General features: G+C 72.7%; 15 protein-coding genes. 3 read left to right on the top strand and 12 right to left on the bottom strand.

The features are described from left to right. Nucleotides 1–278 precede the first annotated feature (278 nt). Entirely contained in the window at nt 279–965 is a 687-nt protein-coding gene (locus ACZ7LS_RS16435) for an SCO3374 family protein (protein WP_385134967.1), read from the top strand. Here ACZ7LS_RS16435 and ACZ7LS_RS16430 read toward each other — a convergent pair. From ACZ7LS_RS16430 to ACZ7LS_RS16385, 10 genes are all read right to left on the bottom strand, one after another. Next, complete coding sequence (locus ACZ7LS_RS16430; RefSeq protein WP_129770953.1) at nt 944–1,279, bottom strand: histone-like nucleoid-structuring protein Lsr2; 336 nt, start codon at nt 1,277–1,279, stop codon at nt 944–946. The genes ACZ7LS_RS16435 and ACZ7LS_RS16430 overlap by 22 nt on opposite strands. Before the next feature lie 144 nt (nt 1,280–1,423). Further along, on the bottom strand, nt 1,424–1,963 hold the full coding sequence (locus ACZ7LS_RS16425; protein WP_385134969.1) for an amino-acid N-acetyltransferase: 540 nt from the start codon (nt 1,961–1,963) through the stop codon (nt 1,424–1,426). A 9-nt stretch (nt 1,964–1,972) separates the two neighbouring features. After that, entirely contained in the window at nt 1,973–2,548 is a 576-nt protein-coding gene (locus ACZ7LS_RS16420; protein ID WP_385135004.1) for a BlaI/MecI/CopY family transcriptional regulator, read from the bottom strand. Nucleotides 2,549–2,695: 147 nt separating this feature from the next. Then, entirely contained in the window at nt 2,696–2,884 is a 189-nt protein-coding gene (locus tag ACZ7LS_RS16415; protein ID WP_382520775.1) for a hypothetical protein, read from the bottom strand. Nucleotides 2,885–2,898: 14 nt separating this feature from the next. After that, the gene (locus tag ACZ7LS_RS16410) at nt 2,899–3,507 is read right to left on the bottom strand and encodes a hypothetical protein (protein WP_382521113.1); all 609 of its coding nucleotides are present in this window, start codon (nt 3,505–3,507) and stop codon (nt 2,899–2,901) included. A gap of 172 nt (nt 3,508–3,679) precedes the next feature. After that, nucleotides 3,680–4,477: a type III pantothenate kinase gene (locus ACZ7LS_RS16405; protein WP_129770956.1), complete on the bottom strand. Its 798-nt coding sequence runs from the start codon at nt 4,475–4,477 to the stop codon at nt 3,680–3,682. Continuing rightward, nucleotides 4,477–5,523, bottom strand: a complete 1,047-nt coding sequence (gene nadC / locus ACZ7LS_RS16400; protein WP_382520777.1) for a carboxylating nicotinate-nucleotide diphosphorylase — start codon at nt 5,521–5,523, stop codon at nt 4,477–4,479. The genes ACZ7LS_RS16405 and nadC overlap by 1 nt, the downstream gene beginning before the upstream one ends. Before the next feature lie 2 nt (nt 5,524–5,525). Next, nucleotides 5,526–7,412 carry an L-aspartate oxidase gene (locus ACZ7LS_RS16395; protein ID WP_385134971.1) on the bottom strand — a complete coding sequence of 629 codons (1,887 nt, stop codon included), beginning with the start codon at nt 7,410–7,412 and terminating at the stop codon, nt 5,526–5,528. After that, nucleotides 7,409–8,428, bottom strand: coding sequence for a pantoate--beta-alanine ligase (panC, locus tag ACZ7LS_RS16390; RefSeq protein ID WP_382670441.1), 1,020 nt, complete (start codon nt 8,426–8,428; stop codon nt 7,409–7,411). The genes ACZ7LS_RS16395 and panC overlap by 4 nt, the downstream gene beginning before the upstream one ends. Nucleotides 8,429–8,648: 220 nt before the next feature. Further along, nucleotides 8,649–9,656 (bottom strand): Rossmann-like and DUF2520 domain-containing protein, encoded by a 1,008-nt coding sequence (locus ACZ7LS_RS16385; RefSeq protein WP_382520782.1) that lies wholly within the window; start codon nt 9,654–9,656, stop codon nt 8,649–8,651. Nucleotides 9,657–9,735: 79 nt separating this feature from the next. Here ACZ7LS_RS16385 and ACZ7LS_RS16380 point away from each other — a divergent pair, with 79 nt between their 5' ends. Together ACZ7LS_RS16380 and ACZ7LS_RS16375 are read left to right on the top strand one after the other, a co-directional pair. After that, the gene (locus tag ACZ7LS_RS16380; protein ID WP_382670447.1) at nt 9,736–11,022 is read left to right on the top strand and encodes a threonine aldolase family protein; all 1,287 of its coding nucleotides are present in this window, start codon (nt 9,736–9,738) and stop codon (nt 11,020–11,022) included. Between the two features lie 75 nt (nt 11,023–11,097). Next, nucleotides 11,098–12,186 (top strand): DUF5937 family protein, encoded by a 1,089-nt coding sequence (locus ACZ7LS_RS16375; protein ID WP_382872248.1) that lies wholly within the window; start codon nt 11,098–11,100, stop codon nt 12,184–12,186. Between the two features lie 138 nt (nt 12,187–12,324). Here ACZ7LS_RS16375 and ACZ7LS_RS16370 read toward each other — a convergent pair whose 3' ends face one another. Both ACZ7LS_RS16370 and ACZ7LS_RS16365 read right to left on the bottom strand, forming a co-directional pair. After that, nucleotides 12,325–12,999, bottom strand: a complete 675-nt coding sequence (locus tag ACZ7LS_RS16370; protein ID WP_382670452.1) for a response regulator transcription factor — start codon at nt 12,997–12,999, stop codon at nt 12,325–12,327. A 125-nt stretch (nt 13,000–13,124) separates the two neighbouring features. Continuing rightward, nucleotides 13,125–14,312: a sensor histidine kinase gene (locus ACZ7LS_RS16365; RefSeq protein WP_382520788.1), complete on the bottom strand. Its 1,188-nt coding sequence runs from the start codon at nt 14,310–14,312 to the stop codon at nt 13,125–13,127. Nucleotides 14,313–14,413: the final 101 nt, after the last annotated feature.

Genomic DNA, 14,413 nt, shown 5'->3' with positions numbered 1-14,413 from the left:
TGGTGCGAGACGATGTTCCCGCAGGCCAGGCATATACCCCCACCATCAGTACGCCGATGGCGAACGTGAGACGCCCGGATACCGCGTGTCGCCCCTTCCCACTAGGAATGTCTTACCCGCAAGCAGTGACACTCCATGCGGCGCACCCCGGTTCCCTCCGCTACGGGCGAACACCCTTGCGCTCCCGAACGCGCTCCCGCGCCCCCGCACCCGGAACTCTCCGCGATCGGATGCGGACCCAGCGTAACTCCGGGCGGGGTTGGGGAGTTGCCCCGGGTATGTCCTTCACCGTTCCGCTCCCCCGCGCCCCGCTCGGAGGCGGCAGCGCGCAGTCGCACGCCCAGGCGCATCACGCGGGGGCGTCCGAGGGGGCATCCGGGAAGTCGTCCGCGGGGGCGCCCGAGGGGGCGTTCGCGTGGTGGTACGAGAAGGGGCTGAGCTGGGCGACCGTCGCGGGGCCGCCGGTCCAGCTGCTCACCGGGCTCCGCTTCGACGTACTGGAGCTGCCCGCCGACGCGGGGGACGCGGTGCTGCGGCGGACGGGCACGACAGGGCCGGTGGCGCTCCACGGGGAGCGGATGGCGTTTCTGGTGGCCGCGGGGAGTGCCGACGAGGTGCCGGGGCTGCTCGACTGGCTGGAGTGGGGCGGGATCGCCCTGGGCCTGACCGCGCTCGGCGCGGGCGGACGGATGCCGGCCCCCGTACCGCCCCGGTGGCCCTGTGCCACGGGAGCCGCCGCGCAGGGGGCCGCCGTCTGGCTGCGGCCCCCCGAGCCCGGACGCGAGGTGGAGCCGACACTGCCGGCGCTCGCACCGTTCGGGTACGAAGGCGGTGACGGGGGCAGCGGTGGGGGTGCCCCCGATCTCGTACGACTCGTGGACGCGGCGGCGACTGCGTGCCACCGGGCCCGTTTGCTGCGCGGAAATACTCTTCGTACGAGAACTCAGCCGTTGGCCTTCTCGTAGGCTTCACGGATCTCGGCGGGAACACGGCCGCGGTCGTTGACGCTGTAGCCGTTCTCCTTCGCCCACTTGCGGATTTCCGCGGTGTCCTTGTTACCGCCGACGGCGACACGGCCCTTGCCACGGCTGCCCGCGGCACGACCGCCGGTGCGCCGGCCACCCTTGGTGTAGGGATCGAGCAGACCCCGCAGCTTGTCCGCATTGGCGGTCGTGAGGTCAATCTCGTAGGTCTTGCCGTCCAGAGCGAACGTCACGGTCTCGTCCGCCTCGCCGCCGTCGAGGTCATCGACAAGAAGGACCTGAACCTTCTGTGCCACCGGATTTCCTTTCATCGAAAATGCAGTACGCGGAAAGGAAACCGCTTTTCTCAGGAAAACACAAACCCCCGGCAGGGGTTCAGTGCAGCGAGAACACGGGAAACGTGCGCGATTCGGACATAGGGTCTGGTGTCTTCCCGGCGATCACAGGTGCAGAAGCATCCGGCTGTTGCCCAAGGTGTTCGGCTTCACCCGTTCGAGACCGAGGAACTCGGCAACACCCTCGTCATAGGAACGCAGCAGCTCTCTGTACACATCTCCGTCGACCGGCGTCTCGCCGATCTCCACGAAGCCGCGCTTCGCGAAGAACTCGACTTCGAAGGTGAGACAGAATACGCGCCGCACTCCGAGCCAGCGGGCGGTCTCCAGCAGCTTGTCCAGTAGTTGATGCCCGGCGCCGGTGCCCCTGACGGCGGGATCCACGGCGAGTGTGCGCACTTCGGCGAGGTCTTCCCACATCACATGCAAGGCACCGCACCCGATGACACTCGCGTCCTCGTCGCGTTCCGCGACCCAGAACTCCTGGATGTCCTCGTAAAGCGTCACCGGCGCTTTGTCGAGGAGGATGCCTTCGCTCACGTAAGGGTCCACGAGACGGCGGACCGCCGGTACATCCCTGGTCCTGGCCCGTCGGACGGTGAGGGCATTTGCTTCGGCATTGGGATGCGGAACGGCTGACGGCATGACTGGACGCTATCGCCCCGACTCGCGCCCGGCGTCGGCGCCCTCGGCCGGCTCTTCGGACGCTTCCCGCCCTTCCGGTCCTTCCGGTTCTTCGCGGTCTTGTTCCGGGTCTTGCACACCGACCCCTTCGTTACTGACCGCTTCCGTTTCCGTACTGATCGCTTCCGAATCGGCTTCTTCGGCGGCGAGTTCTTCCGTACGCCCCTCTTCCGCGCGGCCCTCTTCCGCACGGTCGCCTTCCGGCCGGTCACCTTCCGGCCGGTCCCGGTTCACCAGGCGGACCGCGTCCTCCAGTGACTGACGCTGCTCCGACGACATCATGCCGAAGAAGGCGACAAGCGCGGCGGCGGGGTTGTCGCTCTTCGACCAGGCTTCGTTCATCAGGGCCGCGGCGTAGGCGGCGCGGGTGGAGACCGCCGTATATCGATAGGCGCGGCCGTCGACTTCCCTGCGCACCCAGCCCTTCTGATGGAGATTGTCCATTACGGTCATGACGGTGGTGTAGGCGATGGACCGCTCCTGCTGAAGGTCTTCGAGGACTTCCCGGACGGTGACCGGACGGTTCCATTGCCAGACGCGTGTCATGACGGCGTCTTCCAGGTCTCCCAATTGTCGGGGCACAGCGTCACCATAGTGCGAGATGTCCGAATGGCCGGTTATTGACGTAACAAAAAGGACGTACGACTGGAATCAGTCGTACGTCCTGGTCATATGGTGAGCGCCGCGCGTACCTCAGGCTTTGTGCGGACCCGGGGTACCGCCCTGCTGCCGGGCGGCTTCCGCGCGGGCCATCGCCGCGTCGACGGCGGCGTCCTCCTTGGACTTGTTGGGACCACCCTGGCTCTTGACGATCGTCACGACCAGGCCGATGAAGAAAGCGGCCATCACCACGGGGGGCAGGAGCGCGGATACGTAGTCCATGCCGTCCAGAGTAGCTAGCCGGCGGCGCGCTCCTCCGGCGGGGGCGAGGGCCGGCGGCGGGGCGGGAAGACCTCGGACGGCTTGGGCATCGGCCGGTCCTTCTCGGGGCGCTCCGGCTGGCCGGGCCGGCCGGGTCCGCGGGGCTTCTGGGGTTTCTGGGGCTCGCGGGGCTCCCGGGCCGGTTCGTCGGCGGCGCGTCCGCCGGGGAGCGCGAGGAGGCGGGTGCGGGGCGCGGGGGCCGTGACGGCGGGGAGACCGGCCAGCCCGGCGCGCGCCGACCGGTCCGCGAGCCGCCGGCAGCGGTCGAGCAGGGCCGCCGCGACCGGATTGCCGCGCAGGGCGCGCAGCGCCGCGAGATCGTCGGGCCGGGGGCGGTAGCCGGCCGCCAGAGCGTCCTGGAGCAGCTCCAGATAGCCCGTGAGGGACCCGGGAAGCGCTTCCCGGTACCTGGCGAGGTCGGCCTGGAGAAAGGCCCGCAGGCGCCCGGCCTCGCGCACCGCCTCGTCCACGGACTCGGCGAGGGCCAGGCAGGCCCGGACGTCCTCGTTCGGGAGCGGGGCGGGATGGAGGGCAACGGCGAGGGCACGTCGGAGCACACTCAGCTCGTCCGCACCGAAGGCCATGCCGCCGCGGGATCCGTATGGCGTGGGCATGCGGCGACACTACGCGCCAAAGGGACAAAATCCGCTTAACGCCCCTCTTCTGGCGCGGCCCGCCCGCCGAACGAGGGACGGTCGAACGAGGGACGGCGAACGGGGTACGCCGGTGCTCCCCGCCCGCGCCCGCGCGCGGTGCTCACATACGCGAGACGTTGCGCTCGTACACCAGGCGCAGCCCGATCAGGGTGAGCCAGGGCTCGTGCTCGTCGATCACGGACGCCTCGCCCAGCACCATGGGAGCGAGGCCGCCGGTCGCGATGACCGTGACCTCCTCGGGGTCCTCGGCCAGCTCGCGCGCCATCCGCGCGACCACCCCGTCGACCTGGCCCGCGAAGCCGTACAGGATGCCCGCCTGCATCGCCTCGACCGTGTTCTTGCCGATCACGCTGCGCGGCCTGGCCAGCTCGATCTTGCGGAGCTGGGCGCCCTTGACGCCGAGCGCCTCGACCGAGATCTCGATGCCGGGGGCGATGACACCGCCCGCGTACTCGCCGCGCGCGCTGACCGCGTCGAAGGTCGTCGCCGTGCCGAAGTCGACGACGATCGCCGGGCCCCCGTACAGCTCGACCGCCGCGACCGCGTTGATGATGCGGTCCGCGCCGACCTCCTTGGGGTTGTCCATCAGGATCGGCACGCCCGTCTTGATGCCGGGCTCCACGAGGACGGCGGGGACGTCGCCGTAGTAGCGGCGGGTCACCTCGCGCAGTTCGTGCAGGACGGACGGGACCGTCGAGCAGATCGCGATCCCCTCGATGCCGTCGCCCAGCTCGTCGCCGAGCAGCGGGTGCATCCCCATCAGTCCCTGGAGGAGCACGGCGAGTTCGTCGGCGGTGCGGCGGGCGTCGGTGGAGATGCGCCAGTGCTCGACGATCTCCTCCCCGTCGAACAGTCCGAGGACGGTATGGGTGTTGCCGACGTCGATGGTGAGCAGCATCAGGCGCCGGCCTCTCGCAGGTCGAGGCCGATGTCGAGGATCGGGGAGGAGTGGGTGAGCGCGCCGACCGCGAGGAAGTCGACGCCCGTCTCCGCGTAGGCGCGCGCGTTGCCGAGGACGAGCCGGCCCGAGGACTCCAGCACCGCGCGGCCCGCGACGATGCCCACGGCCTCCGCCGTCTCGGCCGGGGTGAAGTTGTCCAGCAGGATCAGATCGGCGCCCGCGTCCAGGACTTCGCGGACCTGGTGGAGGGTGTCGACCTCGACCTCGATCGGTACGTCGGGGAACGTGTCCCGTACGGCCTTGAACGCCTCGGCGACCCCGCCCGCCGCGACGACGTGGTTGTCCTTCACGAGGGCCGCGTCGGAGAGCGACATCCGGTGGTTGACCCCGCCGCCGCAGCGCACCGCGTACTTCTCCAGGGCGCGCAGTCCGGGCGTGGTCTTGCGAGTGTCGCGGACCTTGGCGCCGGTGCCTTCGAGTACGTCGGCCCACGCGCGCGTGGCGGTCGCGATACCGGAGAGCCGGCACAGCAGGTTGAGCGCGCTGCGCTCGGCGGTGAGCAGATCGCGGGTGCGGGTGGTGACGCTGAGCAGCTTCTGGCCGGCCTCGACGCGGTCGCCGTCGGCGGCATGGCGCTCGACGGCGAACTCCTCCGTACAGACGAGGGAGAGCACGGCCTCGGCGATGTGCAGACCCGCGACCGTACCGCTCTCGCGGGCGGTGAAGTCGCCGGTGGCGACGGCGTCCTCGGGGACGGTCGCGACGGTCGTCACGTCCACGCCGTGGTCGAGGTCCTCCGCGACGGCGACATGCGCGATGTCCTCGACCTGGACGGGGTCGAGTCCCGCGGCGGCGAGCAGCTCGGCGAGGGCGGGGTCGAGGCCGCACTCCAGGTCGTCGGGGCCGTAGCCGTCCTCGCCCGCGGAGCAGCCGCAGCCGTCGCCGCAGCCGCCCTGGGCGGCGGGCGTCGCGGCCGGGGCGCCGATCTGGATGAGCGGTACGTCCACGGGCTCGGGGCGCGGACTGTCTTCGGGCGTGCTCACGGTTACGGCTCCCTGGGGGCGTCGGCGGGGGGTGGGGTTGCGGGGCTGGATACGGCGAGGGGCGCGGGGCCGGGGTCCGCGGAGCCGGGTTCCACGGGCGGGAACGCGGCCGTGGCCGTGCGGCGCAGCACCGGCCGGCGGTCGGGCGTCAGGCTGATGACGAGATGGCGGGCCCAGTCGGTGTCGTCGCGCTCCGGACGGTCCTCGCGCCAGTGGCAGCCGCGGGTCTCCTCGCGCTCCAGGGCGGCGGCGACCAGGACCCGGGCGACGCAGAGCAGATTCGACGTCTCCCAGGATTCGACACCGGGGACGGCGGCCTTTCCGTGGCCGGGGCCGTCCTGGACCCGGGACAGGGTCTGGGACCGGGACTGGGACCGGGCCTCCTGGTCCTGCTCCTGGGCCTGTTCGTACACGGTCTCCAGGGCCGCCGCGGCCGTGGACAGGCTCGCGGCGGATCTGAGCACGCCCGCGCCCTCGGACATGATCCGCTGGATGACCGCGCGGGCCTCGGGGGCGATGAGCGGCAGCGGGACGGTGCCGGCGGGTTCGGCCGGTCCGGCTGACGCGGGCCGGAGGGCGGCGGGACCGGAGGCCGCGGCGGCGCGTGGCGCGGCCGTGCGCTCCCCGCTGCCCGCCGGGCTGTTCGCCGCGATGTCCGCCGCTATCCGTTCGGCGAAGACCAGGCCCTCCAGGAGGGAGTTGGAGGCCAGCCGGTTCGCGCCGTGGACGCCCGTGCAGGCGACCTCGCCGCACGCGTACAGCCCCGGTACGGTCGTCCGCCCGCGCAGGTCCGTACGGACGCCGCCCGACGCGTAGTGGGCGGCCGGCGCCACCGGCACCGGTTCCGTGACGGGATCGATGCCGTGCGCCCGGCAGGCCGCCAGGATGGTCGGGAAGCGGGTCTCCCACATCGTGGCGCCGAAGTGCCTGGCGTCCAGGTACATGTGCTCGGCGCCCTGCTCCAGCATCCGGCGCATGATCGCCTTGGCGACGATGTCGCGCGGGGCCAGCTCCGCCAGTTCGTGCTGCCCGAGCATGAACCGGACGCCGTCCGCGTCGACGAGATGGGCTCCCTCGCCCCGTACCGCCTCGGAGACCAGCGGCTGCTGGCCCTCGGCGCCGGTGCCGAGGAAGAGCACCGTCGGGTGGAACTGGACGAACTCCAGGTCGGAGACCTCCGCGCCCGCCCGCAGCGCCAGCGCCACCCCGTCGCCCGTGGAGACGGCGGGGTTGGTCGTCGCCGAGAAGACCTGGCCCATGCCGCCGGTGGCCAGGATCACCGCGGGGGCGCGGACCGCGCCGACTCCGTCGTGCTGGCCCTCGCCCATCACATGGAGGGTGACGCCCGAGGTATGGCCGTGCTCGTCCGTCAGCAGGTCCAGGACCAGCGCGTTCTCGACCGTACGGAGCGCGGCGTCGCGCACCGCCTCGACCAGGGCGCGGGAGATCTCGGCGCCGGTCGCGTCGCCGCCCGCGTGGGCGATACGGCGGCGGTGGTGGCCGCCCTCACGGGTGAGCTGGAGCTCGCCGGTGGCGGAGGTGTCGAAGTGCGCGCCGGTGCCGATCAGCCGCCGTACGGCCGCGGGGCCCTCCGTGACGAGCGCGCGGACCGCCTCCTCGTCGCACAGGCCCGCGCCCGCGACGAGGGTGTCCGCCAGATGCTGTTCCGGGGTGTCGCCCTCGCCGAGCGCCGCGGCGATGCCGCCCTGCGCCCAGCGCGTGGAACCGTCGTCGAGCCGGGCCTTGGTGACGACGACCGTACGGAGACCGGCGGCGGTGCAGCGCAGGGCCGCCGTGAGACCGGCGACGCCGGAGCCGACCACGACGACATCGGCGTCGATGGCCCACCCGGGCGCGGGGGCGGTCAGCCGTATACCGGTTCCGGTCACTGGGAGGCTCCGAAGGTCAGCGGGATGTTGTCGATCAGCCGCGTGGTCCCGACGCGGGCGGCGACGGCGAGGACCGCCTCGCCGGTGTGGTCGTCGGGGACCTCGGTGAAGTCGGCGGGATCGACAAGGGCGAGATAGTCGAGGGTCAGCGGCGGTACGGTCCTGGTCGCCTGGTCGAGGACGGTGCGGGCCGCGGCCCGTACGCCGTCGGCTCCGTTCCAGTCCTCGCCCGCGCCGCCCGCGGCGGCCACCGCGTGGGCGTCGGCCGCGAGCCGGGCCTCGCCGAGGGCGGAGAGGGCGGCGGCCCGCGCGCCGGGCGTGGGCGCGTACTCGGCGCGGGCGCGCAGGGCCTGCTGGGCGCCGAGCCGGTCGCGGGCGGCGAACAGGGCCCGGGACAGCGCGAGGGCGGTGCGGCGCTCGGGGACGGACAGATAGCGGTTCCGGCTGGAGAGCGCGAGACCGTCGTCGTCGCGGACCGTCGGTACGCCGACGATCTCGGCCGGGAAGTTCAGATCGCGGGCCATCCGGCGGACCAGGGCGAGCTGCTGGGCGTCCTTCTGGCCGAAGAAGGCGACGTCGGCGCGGGTGAGGTGGAGCAGTTTGGCGACGACGGTCAGCATCCCGTCGAAGTGTCCGGGGCGCGAGGCGCCTTCGAGGCGCGCGCCCATGGGGCCCGCGGTGACCGTGACCTGGGGGGCGCCGCCGGGGTAGACCTCGTCGGCTGACGGCGCGAAGACGGCGTCGGCGCCCGCCTCCGCCGCGGTCTTCAGATCGGCTTCGAGCGTGCGGGGGTAGCGCTCCAGGTCCTCGCCCGCGCCGAACTGGAGCGGGTTGACGAAGACGGTGACCACGACGAACCCGTCGGGTCCGGCATGGGCGCGGGCGGCCCGTACGAGGCTCGCGTGCCCGTCGTGGAGCGCGCCCATGGTCATCACCACCGCGATACGGCCGGGCGCCGGGCGCCTCTCCAGGAGGCGGTCGAGGTCCGCGCGCGTGGGGGCGAGTTCGAGGCTCATCGAATGGTCTCCACGTCTCTCTCCACGTCTCCAGGATGCGCGTGCGCGGTCGTCTTCGGGATGCGCGTCAGGATGTCGGGACGCGGGCGCAGGGCGTCGGAACGCGGGCGCAGGGCGTCGGAACGCGGGCGCGAGGCGCCGGGACGCGGGCGCGAGGCGCCGGGACGCGGGCGCGAGGCGCCGGGACGCGGGCGCGAGGCGCCGGGACGCGGGCGCGAGGTCATCGGGTGCCCCCGGCGCCGTCCCCACGGGCGTCCCCGAGGGTGTCGCCGTCGGCGAGGACGTCGAGGAGGTCCTCCGCCAGCTCGGGCTTCAGCAGACCGTGCGCCAGCGCCCGGTCCGCGGTCGTACGGGCCATCGCGAGATACCCGGCCACCGCGCCGGGCGCGTGCGCGCGCAACTCGGCGACATGCGCGGCGACCGTACCGGCGTCCCCGCGCGCGACCGGCCCGGTGAGGGCGGCGTCCCCGGAGCGCAGCGCGTTGTCCAGGGCGGCGCCGAGCAGCGGGCCGAGCATCCGGTCGGGCGCCTCGACCCCGGCGGTGCGCAGCAGCTCCATCGACTGGGCGACCAGCGTGACCAGGTGGTTCGCGCCCAGGGCCAGGGCCGCGTGGTAGAGCGGACGGGACTCCTCCGCGATCCACTCGGGCTCGCCGCCCATCTCGATGACCAGTGCCTCGGCGGCCAGGCGCAGTTCCTCGGGAGCGGTGACGCCGAAGGAGCAGCCGGCCAGCCGCTGGACGTCCACGGACGTGCCGGTGAACGTCATCGCGGGGTGGAGGGCGAGCGGCAGGGCGCCGGCGCGCAGGGCCGGGTCGAGCACCTTCGCGCCGTACCGCCCCGAGGTGTGCACGAGCAGCTGCCCCGGCCGTACGGCACCGGTCTCGGCGAGGCCCTCGACCAGTCCGGGCAGGGCGTCGTCGGGCACGGTCAGCAGCACCAGGTCGGCGCGCGCGAGGACTTCGGCGGGGGTGACGAGCGGGATGTCGGGCAGCAGTGCCGCCGCCCTCCGTACCGAGGCGTCGGATACGCCCGAGACGGCGACCGGACGGTGCCCGGCGAGCCGCAGGGACGCGGCCAGCGCGGGGCCGACACGGCCCGCTCCGACGACGCCGACCGTGAGCCGCGCGGGGCGGTCCCGGGGATCGAAGGGTTCCTGTGCTGTGGAGTTCACGCGGTGGGGCCTTCCGTTCCAGTCCGCGGTGGGTACCGGACGATTTCCCGCCATGCTACGCCAGCGTCGCGCTCCGCCACTTGACTGTCCACAGGCTGTGGGCAGGGCGCCGCGCGTGGGCAATGATCGGTCCATGGGAGAGACAAGTGAGCAGGCCGGTGGAGCCGATCGGACCGACCGGGCCGACAAGGCCGGACCGGACGGCGGGAAGCTCCATGCGACCGGGCCGGACGGCGAAACGCCTCATACGCCAGGGCCGGACGGCGAGAAGACCGCACAGGACGCGCGGCGGCGCAGGCTGGCCGCGTGGCGGGCGTCGGAACGCGTCCTGGTCCGCACGCCGATGGACCGGCCGATGGGCGAACAGCTGACCGCCCTCGCCGCCGACGCGGCGTCCGTGTACGACATGGACGAACATCCGGACGTGTACGGCGACGGGATCGTCGCGGAGCTGGAGCGGCGGGTGGCCGCGCTGCTCGGCTTCCCCGCCGCGGCCTTCTTCCCGACGGGCACGATGGCGCAGCAGGTGGCGCTGCGCTGCTGGGCGGGGCGTACGGGCAACAGCACGGTGGCGCTGCACCCGCTCGCCCACCCCGAGGTGCACGAGGCCGGTGCGCTGTCGGTGGTCAGCGGGCTGCGTACGGTCCACCCGACGAAGGAGCCGCGGCTGCCGACCGCCGCGGAGATCCAGGACCTGGCCGAGCCCTTCGGCACGCTGATGCTGGAACTGCCGCTGCGCGACGCGGGGTTCGTCCTGCCGTCCTGGGACGAGCTGGTGGCGGCCGTGGCGGCGGCGCGCGAGCGGGACGCGGTGGTGCATGTCGACGGCGCGCGGCTGTGGGAATGCGCCCCGCACTTCGGGCGCTCACCGGCCGAGATCGCGGGGCTCGCGGACAGCGTGTACGTGTCCTTCTACAAGTCGCTCAACGGGCTTTCGGGCGCGGTGCTCGCCGGTCCCCCGGAGCTGGTGGAGGAGGCGCGGGTCTGGCGCCACCGCTACGGGGGCCAGGTCTTCCAGCAGTACCCGGCGGCGCTGGCCGCCCTCATGGGCCTGGAGCGCGAACTGCCCAGACTGCCCGCGTACGTGGAGCACGCGCGCGTGGTGGCGGCGGCGCTGGCCGAGGGCTTCGCGGCGTCCGCCGTCCCGTGGTTCCGCGTACACCCGGAGCCGCCGCACACCCATCAGTTCCAGGTGTGGCTGCCGTACCCACCGGACGTGCTGAACGAAGCGGCGGTGCGGCAGGCGGAGGAGACGAAGACCGCGCTGTTCCGGGTCTGGTCGGCCCCGGCCGCCGCCGCTCTTCCCGGTGTCTCCTGCACGGAGGTCACGGTGGCGGAGCCGGGGCTGGAGTGGACGGCGCAGGAGGTACGGGCGGCGGTCGAGGAGTTCGTGACCCGGGTGCTGGAGGCGCGGTCCTGAGCCTCCGGTCGCACCGTTTGACGCGGGCCGTCAATCGACGGCCCGATTGTCAGTGGCGGCGTGCACCATGGCCTCATGAGCGTGTTCATCGACATCACCGGCCTGCCCCGGGAGCGGATCACCTTCGGCCCGTCCCCGCTGGCGGAGCTGGGTGCCGCGCTGCACACGCTCTCCGAGCCCGCCCACCACGCCCGGCTGCACGGCTGGATCACCACCACCTCCGCCGCGCTCAAACCCGAGCTGGCCGACCGGCTGCACGAAGCGGACTTCCTGTGGCGGTCGACCCGCGCCGACATCCTGCTGCCCGCCACGCCCCGGGAGACGCTCGCCGAGGAGCTGGACGACCTCGATCTGATGGACGACGAGAAGTATGTGGGCGCGGCGCTGGAGATCTCCTGTTCCAGCCCGTACGGCGAGGGGCTGCCGTCACCGCTCGTCGACGCGGGCGTGCGGCAGCGCGTGCTGGAGCTGGCGGCGGCCCGCGGTCCGCGCCAAGCCGCGTTCGTGCGGCAGATGCTGGCCGATCCTCCTGGGGTCAGGGCCTGGATACGGCGGCTCCTGGAGGACTGCGACGAGGCGTTCTTCGCGGACACCTGGCGGCGCGTCCGGGTCCAGCTCGCGGCCGACGCCCGGCACAAGACCGAGATACTGCGCCGCAAGGGCCTCGCGGAGGCCGTCGCCGCCGTCTCCCCCGCCGTCACGCTGGAGGAGGCGGAGCCGCGTACGAGGATCGTGGTGGACAAGCTGACCGATGGCCGTACGGCCGCGACGGGACGGGGGCTGACGTTCCTGCCGACCGCCTTCGGCTGGCCCCATCTGCTGGCGCTGGCCGCGCCCGGCTGGCAGCCCGTCGTGCAGTACCCGGTCTCCACGCAGGAGCTGACGGACGCCACCCCCGTCGACACGGTCCGGCAGCGACTGGAGGCCGTCGCGCACCCCATGCGGATGCGGCTGTGCCGGAGCCTGGCCCGGGGCTCGTACTCGACGGGCGAGCTGGCCGATACGTACGGGATCACGGCGCCCGAGGTCTCCCGGCATCTGGGGGTGCTGCGGAAGGCGGGGCTGCTGACGACCCAGCGGCGCGGACGCTATGTGCTGCATCAGCTGGATGTCGCCGTGGTGGCCCGGCTCGGGAGCGACTTCCTGGAGGGGGTGCTGCGCTGACGGCGCGCCACCTCCGTCCGGCGGTCCTCAGCCGAAGCGGACACGGAAGCAGAAGCGGACGCGGACGCGGGTGGCAAAGCAGCTGAACGGCCGCGAGATGCCGGCGCGCGGACGCGGCTTGACGCGGCTTGACGCGGCTCAGACGGGACCGCCGCCCCCGGCCCGCACCAGTCCCGTCTCGTAGGCGAGGACGACCACCTGCACCCGGTCGCGCAGTCCGAGCTTGGTGAGGATCCGGCCGACGTGCGTCTTCACGGTGGCCTCGGAGAGCACCAGCCGGCCGGCGATCTCCCCGTTCGACAGCCCCTGCGCGACCAGCATCATGACCTCGCGCTCCCGGTCGGTGAGCCGGTCCAGCTCCTTGTGCCGCGGCTTGCCCGCGCTGGGCAGCATCGGCGAGAAGCGGTCGAGCAGCCGCCGCGTGGTGGACGGGGCGACGACGGCGTCCCCGCTGTGCACCGAGCGGATCGCGCTGAGCAGCTCGCTCGGCGGCACGTCCTTCAGCATGAATCCGCTCGCCCCGGCCTTGAGCCCGGAGAACGCGTACTCGTCCAGGTCGAAGGTGGTCAGGATGAGCACCTTCGGAGCGTCGGGCTCCGCGCAGATCCGGCGGGTCGCCTCGACGCCGTCCAGCCGGGGCATACGGACGTCCATCAGGACGACGTCGACGGCGGTGGAGCGAAGGTTCTCGATCGCCTCGGCGCCGTCCCCGGCCTCCGCGACGACCTCCATGTCGGGCTGCGCGGCCAGCACCATACGGAATCCGGTGCGCAGCAGCACCTGGTCGTCGACGAGCATGACGCGGATCGACATCTGCGGGGTCCTTGTCCGATAGGGGGAGCAGCGAGAGGGGGAGCAGCCGGTGGGGGCCGGTGGGGGCCGGTGGAGCGAGTGACGGCGGGAGCGTGACGGCGGGAGCCGGTACGCCCCCGCGCGCCTCAGTTCGCGGGTTTCAGCGGCAGCAGCGCGCTGATCCGGAAGCCGCCGCCGGGCCGCGGCCCGGCGTCCAGTGTGCCGCCGACCATACCGACCCTCTCCCGCATGCCGATGAGCCCATGACCGCGCCCGTCGGCCCCGCCGTCCTCGTACAGCTCGTGGGCCGCGCCCCGCCCGTCGTCCTCGACGAGCAGTCCGAGCCCGTCGTCGAAGTACACCAGACGCACGCTGGCGCCCACATCGGGTCCGCCGTGCTTGCGGCTGTTGGTGAGGGCCTCCTGCACGATGCGGTACGCGGTCAGCTCCACCCCGCTGGGCAGCGGACGCGGGGTGCCCTCGATCCGGAAGTCCACGGCCAGACCGGCGTCCCGTACCTTCTCGACCAGATCCTCTATCTGCCCGACATCGGGCTGCGGCACGTACTCGCCGCTCTCCTTGCCGTCCCCGGTGCGCAGCACGCCCAGCAGCCTGCGCATCTCGGCGAGCGCCTGTCTGCCGGTGCTCGAAATGGTCTCCAGGGCCTGTTTGGCCTGGTCGGGCGCGGCGTCCAGCACATAGGCGGCGCCGTCCGCCTGGACCACCATCACCGAGACGTTGTGCGCGACGACGTCGTGCAGCTCACGGGCGATCCTGGCCCGCTCGGCTGCGACCGCGACCTTGGCCTGCGCCTCGCGCTCCTTCTCCAGCCGGGTGGCGCGCTCCTCCAGCTGGTCGAAGTAGGCGCGGCGGGTACGAACGGAATCGCCCAGCACCCAGGCGAGGGCGAACGGCACGCCCATGACGATGGCGTAGCCGACCCGGCCCGCGATGCTGATGCCCCCCTCGGGCCAGCGCACCTGCGACAAGGGCGCGGCGAGCAGCCCGCCGATCAGCGCGAGCCGCGAGGCCCAGCGCGGCCCGCCCTGCGCGGCGACGGTGTAGATGATCACCATCATCGCGAAGTCGGCCGGGTTGGGCTCCACGTCCAGGGCGACCTGGGCGAGGCCCAGGCCCAGCATGAGCAGCAGCACCTTCTCGGGCGCGCGTCGGCGCAGCGCGACGGAGACGCTCAGAAGCAGGACCAGCGGAATCGCCACCACGCCCTGGTTCTCCTGGACCACCCACAACAGGGAAAGCCCGAAGAGCAGGACGGCCCAGAAGCCGTCGACGCCCGTCGGGTGTCCTCGGAGAAAGTCGTAGAAGCGCTGCACGTAACCCAGCGTAGTGAGGCGGACAAGGCGGAGGGTCAACCGGAGGGCCGATCCGGTCGGCGGAATCGTACTCCCCAAGGTGGAGACTTGACGCCGTGACG

The organism is Streptomyces sp. NPDC039430 (assembly GCF_055639435.1).
The sequence above is the reverse complement of the archived record's forward strand: the minus strand, read 5'-3'. Positions and strand labels throughout refer to the sequence as shown.

Excerpts from the sequence above, each read along its gene's own strand:
- ACZ7LS_RS16380 (WP_382670447.1), top strand. The coding sequence starts at position 9,736 with ATGGGAGAGACAAGTGAGCAGGCCGGTGGAGCCGATCGGACCGACCGG.
- ACZ7LS_RS16410 (WP_382521113.1), bottom strand. The coding sequence starts at position 3,507 with ATGGCCTTCGGTGCGGACGAGCTGAGTGTGCTCCGACGTGCCCTCGCC.
- ACZ7LS_RS16370 (WP_382670452.1), bottom strand. The coding sequence starts at position 12,999 with ATGTCGATCCGCGTCATGCTCGTCGACGACCAGGTGCTGCTGCGCACC.
- ACZ7LS_RS16415 (WP_382520775.1), bottom strand. The coding sequence starts at position 2,884 with ATGGACTACGTATCCGCGCTCCTGCCCCCCGTGGTGATGGCCGCTTTC.
- ACZ7LS_RS16405 (WP_129770956.1), bottom strand. The coding sequence starts at position 4,477 with ATGCTGCTCACCATCGACGTCGGCAACACCCATACCGTCCTCGGACTG.
- ACZ7LS_RS16385 (WP_382520782.1), bottom strand. The coding sequence starts at position 9,656 with ATGGCGGGAAATCGTCCGGTACCCACCGCGGACTGGAACGGAAGGCCC.
- panC (WP_382670441.1), bottom strand. The coding sequence starts at position 8,428 with ATGAGCCTCGAACTCGCCCCCACGCGCGCGGACCTCGACCGCCTCCTG.
- ACZ7LS_RS16435 (WP_385134967.1), top strand. The coding sequence starts at position 279 with ATGTCCTTCACCGTTCCGCTCCCCCGCGCCCCGCTCGGAGGCGGCAGC.
- ACZ7LS_RS16425 (WP_385134969.1), bottom strand. The coding sequence starts at position 1,963 with ATGCCGTCAGCCGTTCCGCATCCCAATGCCGAAGCAAATGCCCTCACC.
- ACZ7LS_RS16420 (WP_385135004.1), bottom strand. The coding sequence starts at position 2,548 with ATGACACGCGTCTGGCAATGGAACCGTCCGGTCACCGTCCGGGAAGTC.
- ACZ7LS_RS16375 (WP_382872248.1), top strand. The coding sequence starts at position 11,098 with ATGAGCGTGTTCATCGACATCACCGGCCTGCCCCGGGAGCGGATCACC.